Genomic DNA, 12,589 nt, shown 5'->3' with positions numbered 1-12,589 from the left:
GTTACGCCCGATCATCTCGGATGGCTCTGACAACTTCGGCGATCTGGCCGTTGACCAGCGAGACCAGCCTGCGCCGATCGGCGCCCACGGCCACCCGCGGTGAGCCCGGCACCAGCACGTAGCGGCCGTCGTCGGTCAGGTCGCGCCAGCCCAGTCGCAGCCGCACGACCCCGCGCGGCCCGAACCGCGACCAGCCCTGTTCGATATCGATGAAGCCGTCACGATCCAGGGCAGCCCGCTGGAAGGTCAGGGTCTGTACCGCGGCGTCGTCGTCGTAGTGCTGCACCAGCGAGCGGCCGTAGCTGTGGTCGAGTTCCTCGTCGGTGGGCTCGTCGAGCCGGATCTCCTGGCCGCGGCCCGCGGGCGCGGCGGGCAGCTGATCGGCGATCACGTCGCCGAGGGTGAGCGCGCCGTGGCGGGTGATCTCGAAACCGTCGGCGTGATAGAGGGTCCGGCCGGGCCGCTGCCTCACCAGGTAGCCGACCTCGCCCTTGCGCACCGCGAGCATGCGCACCGACCAGGCCGGGTCGGTGAGGCGGGCACCGCCGCCGTAGCCGCGCACGATCACGCGCAGATCGGGCTGGGTGAGCACGTCGAGGAGTTCGTCCAGCTCGTGGCCGTACCGCTGTTTGATCTCGATCCAGGTCTGCCTGCGGGCGAACTCGGCCTCCTCGGCGTCGGCGGGCTCGCTGGTGTGGATGAACGGTTCGGGCATGTACTCGGCTTCCAGGCCGGTCCACAGCGCCTCGAACTCGTCGCCGGTGAATTCCCAGGTGGGCGTCACTGTTCCACCACCGGACGCGCGACGATCGGCGCGTCACCGAGCGCTTCGTCGAGGTGTGCGGTCGAGTCGAGGTAGTCGGCGCGCTTGTGTTCCTTCTGCTGGCCCTGTCCACCCGCGCCCGCGCCACCCATCGGCGCCATCGGCATGCCGCCCATGGGCGAACCCGCGGTGGACGCGAGGCCCGCGCGCACGGCCGACTCCGCGCCGGTGGCGACCGAGGCGCGCGGGAACAGTTTCGAGGCACTGTCCAGGCTCGGCGAGAGACCGCCGGGTCCCGCGCCCGCGCCACCGGCACCCGATCCGCCGCCGCCACCGCCGCCCTTGCTCGCCGCGCTGAGGGCCTTCTTGGCCTGGTCCTGCAGCGAGCTGAGCGCGGCCGAGGTCGGGATGCCGGCCAGCGAGCTCTGGTCGGCGGCGGAACTGGCCTGGTCCAGCGCGGACTGCGCGGCCGAACTCGCCTGTTCCAGCGCCGATTGCGCGGCGGAGGTCAGCTGATCGGCCGACGACGAACCGCTCGAGCTACTACCGCCGTTGTCGCCGGTGCCCCCGTTCTGGGTGCCGCCGTCCTTGCCCTTACCGGCGCCGGACTCCTGCTGTTGCAGCTGGGACAGGACCTTGTCGAACGCCCCGAGCGCCGAGCCCGTGCTGCCGCCCGAACCCGAACCCGAACCCGAGCCCGCACCCGATCCGGAGCCCGAACCCGAGCCCGACCCACTGCCGCTGCCGTTCCCGTTGCCACTGCCGTCACCGGTGGTAGGCGCCGTCGGCTCGGGCAGCGTGGCGATATGGCTGGTGGTGCTGTTGACCCCCGGCACATAGACATTCCACATCACCTGACGGCCGTTCTTGGCGCAGTTCTCCTTGTCGGTCTGCGCCTGTGTGCCATTGGGATCGGAGTAGCAGCGCGGCAGCATCAGCGCCGTCGCCAGCTGCCGCGAGGTGGCATCGAGCCACACCACCGAGTACTCGAGCGCCGACTTCACCTGCTCGACCTGATCCACCAGCACGCCGTTGCCGTCGTGATAGGCCGACATCGCCGACATGGCCTTGGTGGCGCCACCGGGACTGGTCCAGCTCTTCTTGCTGGCCTGCACCTTGGCGTTCAGGTCGTCGAACCCGGTCTTCAGCGAGGAGGCCAGCGTGCCCCAGAACACCGCGTTGTGCGCGATATTGCCCGGCGAGGTCGCCAGCGAGGCCCGGATCGTCTGGAGCTGGTCGTAGGTGAACCCGCTCGGGCTCTCGGCTTTCATGCCCGCCGGGTCGAAGGTCTTGCCGTCGGCCAGGTTCTTGGGCAGGGTGACGGCGGTGCCCGCTTCGGGCAGCAGCCCGGTGGTGGGCGGCGGCGGGGGCAGCTTCATGCCCTCGGTCTTGCTCTTCTCGATCTCGGTGCGCAGCTGGTTCATGTCGACCGAGCTGTCGGATTCGGCGCCCTTGTAGTGGCGTGCCGCGTCCAGGAAGGTGTTGCCGACGTCGTCGAGCACCGTTTCGTGTTTGCCGAGAATGGTTTTCAGCTGATCGGCTTTGGCCTCGAACTGCTTGGACAGCTGCTTGCCCGACTCCAGCGAGGAGAAGTCCACCAGCTCGGCCACCGTATCGACCGACATCTTCACCGTGTTGACCCAGTACCGCGCGTTGGTGGCGGCCTCGACCAGGGCAGGCAACGCCGAAGGCTCGAGCATCAGCGTGCCGTCCGCTGCCGCCGAACGCAGACCCGACCACTGTTGCTGCGCAGATGGTCCCGTCATGAAGTAGGCCCTCCCAGTCCGTACCGGCGTCGCCGGGCGCCTCGCCGGGCACCGCCATCACGACACCGCCGATTCGCACAGCTCGTTATCAATTCTAAGGGTTGCCGGATGAATCCCGCATGTACAGCGGCGATCTCACCGGTGACCGTGCGGCGACCATCCACCGCCACGGCACGGTCACCAGCCGGAGTCGGTCGCGGTGCGCGGACGGGCGACGGCGCCGTCATCGGGCAGGGCCGAACCGGCTTCCCGCTCCGGCGAATTGGGCGGTGCCAGCGACGCCTCGACGGGCTGCGGAATCGCGAATCCGTCCATGTCGTCGACCAATTCGGTGATCTTGGGCAGCCGGGCGCGTTCGCGCTGCAACGGCGCCATCAATTCCTGGGTGCGCCGCCCCACCTCGACCGCGGCCTGCTGCGCGGCCTCGGTGACGGCCTTGGCGATCTCGGTGTAGGTGAGGTCGTCGATGTCGGGGGTGAACTTCGTCTCGATCACTTTGTAATCGGCGTTGACGGTCACCGTGACCCGCTTGCGCACGGTGGCGCTGGCGACGATCTGCGCGCGGTCCCGCTGCACCTGCGCGATCGCCCGCATCTGCTCCTGGACGGTCTCGAGAATGTCCGCCATCTGTGCCTTGGCGTGCTCGTTGGCCATACCGTTCTCCCTTCGGTCAGCGAGCACACCACACCTGCCCCGGCCTCGCAACAGCGCGGCGGGGCTTACCCTTTCGCGAGCCCCGCGGTGTGTGTGCCGGTGAGCCCGGCCAGTGTCAGCTCGAACCAGGCCGCGTCGACATGGTAGGCGTCCGCGGGAAAGACCCGGGTGAAGGTGTCCCTGGCGACGGCGGCCCGCTCGGCGGACTCGACCAGGCCGAGCACGGCGGCGCGGCGTTGTTCGGGCGCCGTGTCGCCGAGCAGCCCGGTCAGCACCCGCACCACGGTCGCGGTGTCCCACATGCCCGGCACCGCGGCGGCGACCGCGTCGGCACCGGGCGAGGCGCCGCGATACCAGCGACCGCCCTCCCACCAGTAGCAGAAGGTGAGCAGCCCGTTGTCGGCCCGGCGGTTGATCACCGGGGCGGCCACCCAGTCCGGCGCACCGAGATACAGCTGCGGTGCGGGCGCGTCACGGTTGTAGACGGCGTCGAGTTCCGGTGCGTCCCAGACCCCGCCGGACAGGACCGCCCGATCACCGGGCAGCAGGCACAGCGTCGAACCACTGAACGACGACCCCTCGAAGACATGGAACGCGGGGGTCACCCGCGGACCCCACTTGGAGCCGACGGCGACGAAGGCCGCGGCGATCAGCGCCCACCGGCGGGCCATCGGTTCCAGGGCGGGGAACTCCACGTCCGGTGCCGAGCCGACCGCGTGCCTGCCCGCGGCGATGTCGGCGCGCGCCTGCTCGGCGGCGGCCACCGGGCCCCGGATCTGGCGGTCGCCGTGACCGATGTAGGCGGCCAGCCAGACCGGCAGCCGCTCGCGCGGGTAGATCTCGATATCGGTGCGGTACACCGTCGGCGGGAACAGCTGGTCGTCGGGGAAGGGCTCGTCGCCGTAGTCGTAGTCGACATCCATCCGGCCCGCGTTGGTGAGCGTGAGCAGGTAGCGCCACCACGGGCCGTCCCCCAGCGAGGCGGACAGGTGCCGGTGCTCTCGCAGCAGATCGAGCAGGTCCGGGCTCGGGAACACCCGCGCGAACCGGTCCTGTTCGTCGTGGAAGACGATCATCGACACCTCGGCCGCCGCTGTCATCGCGAACGACGCCTCGACCTTCGTCCACCCCGGCGGCCCGAGCGCCGCCACCGTTTTCGCGATGCGGTGGCTCAGCGCGGCGGCCTGTTCGGTCACGCCGTTCTCGGCCACCGCCGTGGTGAGCGTGAACCCGACATCCGGCTCGCCGGTCAGCTCCTCAGCCAATGCACACTCCTTGCCTAGTCCCGGCTCCGGTCGTACTGCGCGATCAGGGCGCCGGTCTCGTCCCATCGCCGCCGGGTGAGCAGCGCGCCGTCCGGGGCGAAGACGGTTTCCTCTTTGCGGGCCCCGGTCGGGAACCACTCACGCCAGGTACCCACCTGACGGCGGTCGGCGTATTCGCCGGTGTAGCGCGGGGTTCCGTCGAGGTACCAGCCCCGGACGGGCCCGTCGGGATAGCCGTCGGTGTAGCCGGCGACCTCGGTGATCGGGCTGCTCGGCGCGGCGCGGCGGAATTCCTGACCGGTGAACGGTTCGTCACCGCGGTAGCGGCGTTGTTCCTCTTCGTCCCAGCGCAATTCCTCGGCGGGGACGGCCGTCGCGGCGACGCCCTTGCGGGTGCGCTCGTCGGAGTATTCGACCAGTTCGCCCGCCGGGTCCCACACCGAGTGGGTCAGCAGCACGCCGTCGATGTCGTAGACGTCCTCGAGCCGGCGCGTGCCGTCGGGATACCACTCCTGCCAGGTGCCGACGGGGCGGTTGCGGTAGAACTCGCCGTTGTAGCGCATGGTGCCATCGGGATACCAGCCGGTCCAGTCGCCGTCGCGTTCGCCGGCGTCGTAGCTCCAGTACTCGCGCCAGGTGCCGTCGGGATAGGACTGGGTCACCGCGCCGCTGTAGGGCTCACCCCGATACGACAGGGTGCCGGTCGCCGGGTCGATCACCACATCCGGATCGTCCGGTTCGATCGGATCGTCACTCACCTGGAAAACCTCTCCGATCGGTCAGGCTCGGTCGCTGAAGATTGTCATCCGGCTCGCCGGATCGGCCACCACGTTACGGACCAGCAGGCCGAGGTCCAGTTCCGGTGGCAGGGCACCGTAGATCAGCTCACCCATCGGCCGCCCACCCACCGCGACGCTGAACCGCGTCATCCGCTGCGGCGAACGCTCCCACCCCACCTGCGCCCCATAGGTGACATCGATCGCCTGACCACCGACCTGCACCAGCAACCGGTCGGCGAGCCGATAGAAGATCACCGTCACCCCACCGAGATCGGCGTACAGCCCGTGCGCACCGTGCTGCCCCGGCGCCGCGGGCCGCAACGCCCCCGACCGCGGGTCGAACTCGGCAGGCACACCCCCGCCATACGCCCGCACCAGCAACACAACCGGCTCGACCGGCGCCCGATACTCCGGCCGATAAGCCCGTCGCTCACTCCCCTGCCCACCCCCCGGCGGCATCACCGGCGGCGGATACATCGGCCCACCCTGGCCCCCACCCGACCCGGAACCCTGCTGCCCACCTGACACGGCCCCGTGCCCACCCGGTACGGAACCCGTCTGCCCACTCGGCCCGTACAGCTCACCCGATCCGAGTGCATGCGGCTGGCTGCCCGGCGGATACGACTGACCGTTCCCGGGCGCGTAAGCCTGGCCGGACCCCAGCGGCTGCCCCTGGCCAGCCCCGGTCCCGTAAGGCTGGCCGTTCCCAGGCAACTGGGCCTGACCATCCCCGGGCGTGAAATTCTGACCGGGCACCGGCGGCTGGAGCTGACCGGTCCCGGCCCCGTAAGGCTGACCGTTCCCAGGCGGCTGGGCCTGACCATCCCCGGGCACGGAGTTCTGACCCGGCGCCGGCGGCTGGAGCTGACCGGTCCCGTAAGGCTGACCGTTTCCAGACGACGGGGCGTGAGCATCCCCGGGCACGGAGTTCTGACCGGGCACCGGCGGCTGAACCGCACCGGTGCCGGTTCCGTAAGGCTGGCCGTTCCCCGGTGCGTACGGGTCACCGGAGCCCGGCGAATACGGCTGACCGTTCCCGGGCGAGAAGGACTGGCCGTCCGCCGGGGCATGCGGATGACCGGTGCCCGGCATGAACGGCCCAGCGTTTCCGGGCTGGTACGGCTGACCGTTCCCAGGTGGATACGGCTGACCACCATCCGGTTGGTAAGGCATGCCCGGTCCCGGCTGAGTCACCCACGGCGGGAGCGACGGCATGACACGACCACCGTCGGGCGGAGTCGGTCGATCAGGCCATGACGGCACCGGAGACCCACTCGCTGACGGCTCGCTCGGTACCGCGCCCGGCGGGACCGTAAGCCCTGGCAGCACAACAGATTCCGACGGCGCGGATGGCACCGGAAGCCCTGATGGATTCGTCGGCCACGGCTCGACCGGCAGGGGACCTGGAGTCCCCGGCGGAACCGGAATACGGGGCGGCACAGTCGGTTCTGTCGGCCACGGCGGCGCAGGCGCAGTCGGTCCGCCCGGCGGCACAGGGGGCCATGGAGCGGTCGGTGGATCCGACGGCGCGGGCGACCATGGCGGAACCGGCGGGCCCGACGGCACAGGCGGAAGCGATGGGTCCGACGGCACAGGCGGCGTGGGGCCACCCGGCGGAACAGGAGGCCATGAAGGTATCGGTGGGTCCACCGGGTCAGGTGACCGCGGCGGGACCGTCGGGTCCGTCGGCACGGGAGGCCATGGCGGAACCGGCGGATCCGACGGCACAGGCGGGTCCGACGGCACGGGAGGCTGCGGGGTCGGGTCCGACGGCGCAGGCGGCCACGGCGGACTCGGCGGATCCGAGGCCTCAGGCGGCCACGGCGGAACCGGTGGGTCCGTGGGCACAGGGGGTCGCGGCGGGACCGGCGGATCCGAGGGCACAGGCGGCCACGGCGGAACTGGCGGAACCGAGGGCACAGGGGGTCGCGGCGGGATCGGTGGGTCCGCTGGTGCGGGGGGCTGTGGTGGGGTCGGCGGTTCCGGCGGGGTGGGAGGGTTCGGCGGAGCGGGAGGACGTGGTGGGTCGGGGGTCTCCGGTGGGCGGGGCGGGTCCTGGGGGCCCGGTGGGGGTAGGGGCGGGTGGGGAGGGTGTGGTGGGTCGTGGGGTTGTGGGGTCAGGTCCAGTGGGGGGACCGGCCATTCGACGGCGTCGAAACGCGGTACGTCGAGGTCCACCTCGTATTCGTGCGGGGGGTGCGGGATGTGGGAGCGCAGGGACGAGCCCGGCAGATGACGAGGCGCACCGGGGTGGTCCCCGTCCGGGGATCGGGGTGGGAGCGTCGGTCCGCCCGGGTCGAAGCCCTTGTCCGGGCTTCCACCGTCCGGATCGGCATCCGAGCCGTCGGACCCGTCCGGATCGCCGCGGTCGACATCGGCCGGATCGGCAGGATGCCGCGACTCCTCGGCGGGCCCGCCCTCCTGATCGGATCGGCCGGACCCGCGCGATTCATCTTCACCGGCAACAGGATCCGGGTCCACCGAAGGTCGGCGCAACGACCCATCACCCGCGTTCGCGGAGTCGAGACCCGTTGCAGGCAGACCCTTCTCGACGGGTCCGCGATTCATCGGAATACCGGGGTCACCAGGGTCCGTGACCGGGTTGAGTACGGAAGGATCACCGACCACGACATCCGGGGCACTGTGCGGTGGGCGAGGCGATTCGGTAGCGGGACGATCGGCGCCCCCGGGTTCCTCGTCCGAGGCAGCGGGCACATCGTGCGAACGATCCACGGATCGAGTTCCGTCATCCCCCTCGCCCTTCGGACCGGCAGGCAATTCCGGACGCACCGGCGCACCCGGCACAGCGGGAGTCGACGGCGCGGGCGTCGGCGCGCCATCCGGGTTCGACCGGGTCACATCATCCGACCCGTCGACCTGGGCGGGCGTTTCCGGCGCGCCGAGTTCGGGGTCGGTGACGAACGGTTCGTCGAGCAATGCGCGCAGGCGGGCGATATCGGTGGCGCGGCGGCGGATCTCGTCGCGGATCTGTTCGTGGACCTCGGCGAGGCGGTCCAGGGTGAGGCGTTCGTGTTTGTCGATGCGACCGTCGCGGAACCAGTCGTAGACCTTCGCGATCTTCTCGTCGTCGGCGTCGGTGAGGTCGGCACCGAGCAGGCGGGCGTGGTCGCGGCTCGGGCCGGGGACGGCGTCGGTGGGTGCGGCGGGCCGGGGCGAGCGGTCGCCGATGGCGTCGGCGCCCACTTCGCGCAGGAAGTCGAGGGCGTCGCGGGGGTGGACCGGCGGGTCGTCGCCGATCGCGCGCGGGTCGGTGGCCGGGTCGTAGACCAGGTCTTCGGCGTAGGGGTCGACCTTCGCCAGCGCCCGCACGTAGTCGGCGAGCGGACCGGTGAGATCGTCGAGGTCACCGCGCGCGGCCCGGTTCGACACCGCCTCGGCCAGGATCGCGGCGTCCAGCGGCAGCCCGCCACGCGGGAATCCGAGATGCGGGGCGAGCGCGTCCCGCGCGGCGTCGACCGCGGCCGGGTCCAGGGCGCGCAGCAGCTTCGCGTACTCGGTGAGGTCCTTGGCGCGCTGGCGGTGCAGTTCCACCCGGGTCGCCGGATCGGCGAGCCCCTCGGCCACCACCTGCGGACTCAGCTCACCCGGGTCGACACCGAGCCGCAGCGCCAGCGCGCTGCGCGCATTGTGCAGGGCGTTGAAGTTGTCGACGGCGTCGACGCTGAGCGCGTAGTCGACGAGCCCCTCGAGCTGCCTGGCCCGCACCTGGTTGGCGCGGTCCAGCTCGGCGAGCAGATCGTTCAACTGCCCCGGCGAGAGAGTCGACGGATCGTCGATCGCGAGCCGCCGCGCGACCTCGGCGATCTCGCCCCGCACCTCGGCGAGCGAACGCGGCTCCGGGACAGCACTGTTCGCCTCGTCGACGACAGCGGGCGGTCCGGCCTCGGGCACGGTGTCCCGCGTGGGCACCTCGACCATCCGCCACTGCCCCGCCCCGTCGCGCACCATCGTCGCGTCGACGGTGCGCCCATCCACCTCCCCACGCAGCTGACGCACCTGCGGCGCCTCGACCTCCGCGACCCGCACCCGCCCGTGCTCGTCGATCCCGACGATCCTGATCCGGATGTCGATCTCGCCCCGGTTGAGCCGATCGATGAAGTCCGCGGCGGCCGCGGCGAGTGCCCGCGCCAGCGCCGCTTCGTGCCCGGCCCCGGTGTCGACGATCGCGATCGTGCCGTTCTCCGGATCGAGCACGAGCCGGTCCCCGGAGTCGCGGTCGAGGAAATCGGCTGTCCGCCGGGCGAATTCGTCGAACAGCCCGGCATTGCGGTCCAGCTGGTCACGCAGCTTCGCGATCTCGGCGTCGAGGTTCCCGACCAGCGCCGTGAGATCAGCGGCCGCCAGATGCGCCCAGGTGGACCGTTCGTCGCGCAGGCCCGCGCGGCGCAGGGCGTCGTCGAAGATCCGGCGCGCGTCCTCGGCGTGGACGGTAGGTGAGCCGTCGTCGCTCAGATCCGGCCAGAGATCGACCCATTCGCCGCCGTTGTTCACCCCGCGCCAGTTCAGCATGTCGAAGCTGAACTGCTCGCCCCTGGCCGCGACGACTTCCTTGAGGTAGGCGCCCAGCGGATCGTTGCTGAAGAAATTGGCGGGCCGGAACGGGATGTCGGCGTGTTCGGCGTTGAACAACCGCGCCGCGGCTTCCAGCGCCTGGATCACCCCGTCGCGACGCAGCAACCGGTACTGCGCCTCGGCGAGGGCCTTGCGCAGACCCTCCTCGCTGAAATCGGTGATCCGCAGGCCGATTTCGGCGGCGAGCGCGTCGAGCACGGTGGCGTCGGCGAGGCGCTGGTCGACCGCGTCGACCACCTCGCGCAGCCACGGCGGCAGTGGCTCATCCGGCGGGGGTGTCCGCTCGGGTTCGGCGGAAACTCGCTGCTGCTCAGCAGGTTCCGTGAGCTCGTCGGCGGCGCGGTCGGCGAGTTCCTCCGGAGTGAGGCTCTCCGGTTCGAGCAGGTGCTCGAGCCCGGCGTCGCGCAGTTCCTGTTCGATCCGGCGACGCAGTTCCGGATCGGCGTCGGAGATCCACGGCTTGTACTCGGTGCCGTCGAGATTGCGCAGCGGCAGGAACTCGCCCGCCTGATCGGCGATCCGCGCGGACAGATGCCGCAGAATCGGCACCAGCTCCCGCTTGCGCCACATCTCGATGCTCTCTTTGAGGATGCGCACCGGATTGAACTTGACCTGCAACTGGTCGTATTCGCCGCCGGGCACCCCGGGTGTCGCGTCCTTCTCCGAGGTCAGCGGCAGCCCGGCGCCGTGCCCGAGCATGGACTGGCCCGCGCTGTCGAGGCTGGAGCCCGACGGGTACTTCGGGTTCTCGCCGTGGAAGCCGCGATTCACCAGGCGATCCCAGAGCTTGCGCAGCCAGTTCTTCTTCGGTGCCACCTCGACCGGAGCATCGGCAGGCCGGAACGGCCGCGGTTCGCGGTGCGCGAGCGGTTCGAGATGCCAGGCGTCGGGCCCGTCGGCCACCAGCCGCACCAGCATCTTGTCACCGTCGACATCCAGCGACAGGACCCGGTCGTCGAGCTGGTGGCGCACCATCTGATACAGGTGCGCCATGTCCCCGGCATCACGCGCCACCCCCGACCGCAACCGGAGGATGTCGTCGGCGGCGCGGACGAGACCGGGATCGGCGGGCAGTCCCAGCCGGGCGGCCCAGCGCCGCGCGACGGCCTCGCGCAGTGCCCGCTGCTGCGGATCGGTGGCGGCCTCGGCGTGCCGGACCGCCGCGGCGAACGCCTCGACCGCGCCCGCCCGCAACACCTGGCGGTAGCGCGCGGCGTCGAGGGCACCGGGGTCGGTGAGGTCCACCCCGAACCTGGCGGCCAGGCGATCCATCGCCTGCTGCGCGGGCTCGAGCCGGGGTCCACCCGGCTGCCGCGCCCCGTCTTCCGGCGGCAGGATCGCGGACGGACGCAAGGGCGTGGCCTGCGGGTTCGGCTCCGGTTCGGCGCCGAGCGCCGGGCGGGCGTCATCGAGTCCGGCCAACCGCAGGTCCTCGGCCAGCTCGGCGCGCACGCGCGGATCGCCCTCGACCCGCCAGTGATCGAGCCCGTCCTGCAATTCGTCCAGGTCGAGCGGCTCGTAGTCGTCCGGATACCGCATGGGCTTGCCGAGCTCGGCATCGGAATCCAGGGCCCGGTCGAGGAATCCGCGCGCCCGCGCCATGTCGGCGATCTCGGCGAGCGCACCGAGCGGATCACGCTGACCGGTCAGCGCGTCGCCGAGACCGAGCGCCTCGGCGAGTATCCGGACCTGCTCGGCCTGGTCGGGGGTGAGCGGTGGCGTGCCCGCGGTGGTCGAGGGCGGCAGGTCGCTCAGTTCCTGAAGGAACCGATGGACGTCGTTGAGGAAATCCCGGCGCTGGTAGGCGCGTTGGGGCACGTCGCCCGCGCCGTCGGTGACCGGCTGATCCGGCCCGTCGGCGGCGGGGACGGCCAGTTCGGCGGGCGCCTTGGGCAGGCCCGAGCCCAGCGGTGACGAATTGCGTGACGGCTCTTCGGGTTCCGGGCTCGGCGCGCTCGGCGGCCGGGAGGGCGGCTTCGACGGCGGCCCACCCGGATCGGCAGGAAGGGGCGGCTCTCCCGAATCGTCGTCCCCACGGGACCGGCCGTCACCGCTGTCGCCGTCACCCGCGACACTCTTGCCACGGTCTCCGGTCCCACCATCGCCGGTCCTACTGTCGCCGTTGGTGCCGTCTCGGTCTCCCCCCGGAGGCGCGGCAGCGGGATCGTCCGCGCGCTGATTCGCGGCCTCCCCGGCCAGTTCCTCGAATCGGCGGGCGATGTCGGCCTGCGCGGCATCGAGTTCCCGCTGGGCCCGCAGGTGCGACTGCTGGGCCGCGAGATCGTCATCGACGCCGTCTAGGGCGCGCATCGTCTCGTCCAGCGCCGCGTCGGCCCGGTCCGCCCGGCGCTCATCGGCCTGATCGGCCAGCCTGTTCTGCCGGTCGACGGCCTCATCGATCCTGGTCAGCGGGTCGACCCGCTCGCCCGGCCCGACCAGATCGTCCAGTGTCGGCAGGGGCTCGGCGAGCTCGTCGGCGACCCGATCGAGCTTGCGCAGGGTCTCGTCGAGCTTCGCCTCGGCCCGCTCGTCGAGTTCCCCGCCACGCTCGGGCGGCACATCGGTAGCCGACCGCGGATCCGGACCACCGTGGATCGTCCGCGGCCCGGCGGCAGACCCACCGGCAGCTGGCTCACCATCGGCTGGCTCACCATCGGCTGGCCCACCATCGGCTGGCCCACCGGCAGCTGGCCCACCATCGGCAGGCCCACCGGCAGCTGGCCCACCATCGGCAGGCCCACCGGCAGCTGGCCCACCATCGGCAGGCCC

Annotated in this window: 6 protein-coding genes and 1 pseudogene; 1 reads left to right on the top strand and 6 read right to left on the bottom strand. The window is 71.4% G+C overall.

Annotated features, from left to right (window positions below):
- Position 1: 1 nt before the first annotated feature.
- The 6 genes from ACWEMY_RS13365 to ACWEMY_RS13340 all read right to left on the bottom strand — a co-directional run bounded on the left by ACWEMY_RS13365 (position 2) and on the right by ACWEMY_RS13340 (position 12,379).
- Positions 2-784 carry an ESX secretion-associated protein EspG gene (locus tag ACWEMY_RS13365; RefSeq protein WP_452390232.1) on the bottom strand — a complete coding sequence of 261 codons (783 nt, stop codon included), beginning with the start codon at positions 782-784 and terminating at the stop codon, positions 2-4.
- Positions 781-2,529 carry a hypothetical protein gene (locus ACWEMY_RS13360; RefSeq protein ID WP_452390231.1) on the bottom strand — a complete coding sequence of 583 codons (1,749 nt, stop codon included), beginning with the start codon at positions 2,527-2,529 and terminating at the stop codon, positions 781-783. The genes ACWEMY_RS13365 and ACWEMY_RS13360 overlap by 4 nt, the downstream gene beginning before the upstream one ends.
- Before the next feature lie 177 nt (positions 2,530-2,706).
- Positions 2,707-3,183: a YbaB/EbfC family nucleoid-associated protein gene (locus tag ACWEMY_RS13355; protein WP_375934282.1), complete on the bottom strand. Its 477-nt coding sequence runs from the start codon at positions 3,181-3,183 to the stop codon at positions 2,707-2,709.
- A 65-nt stretch (positions 3,184-3,248) separates the two neighbouring features.
- Complete coding sequence (locus ACWEMY_RS13350; protein WP_452390230.1) at positions 3,249-4,448, bottom strand: hypothetical protein; 1,200 nt, start codon at positions 4,446-4,448, stop codon at positions 3,249-3,251.
- A gap of 14 nt (positions 4,449-4,462) precedes the next feature.
- A complete protein-coding gene (locus ACWEMY_RS13345; RefSeq protein WP_452390229.1) occupies positions 4,463-5,206 on the bottom strand; it encodes a toxin-antitoxin system YwqK family antitoxin in 744 nt (247 codons plus the stop codon).
- Positions 5,207-5,227: 21 nt separating this feature from the next.
- Entirely contained in the window at positions 5,228-12,379 is a 7,152-nt protein-coding gene (locus ACWEMY_RS13340; RefSeq protein WP_452390228.1) for a hypothetical protein, read from the bottom strand.
- 30 nt (positions 12,380-12,409) lie between these two features.
- On the opposite strand from ACWEMY_RS13340, the pseudogene ACWEMY_RS13335 reads away from it, so the two are divergent.
- Positions 12,410-12,589: pseudogene (locus tag ACWEMY_RS13335) on the top strand (hypothetical protein); the annotation flags it as partial.

This window comes from Nocardia sp. NPDC004415, from assembly GCF_053602435.1.
This window is presented reverse-complemented; position numbering and strand designations above follow the sequence as displayed.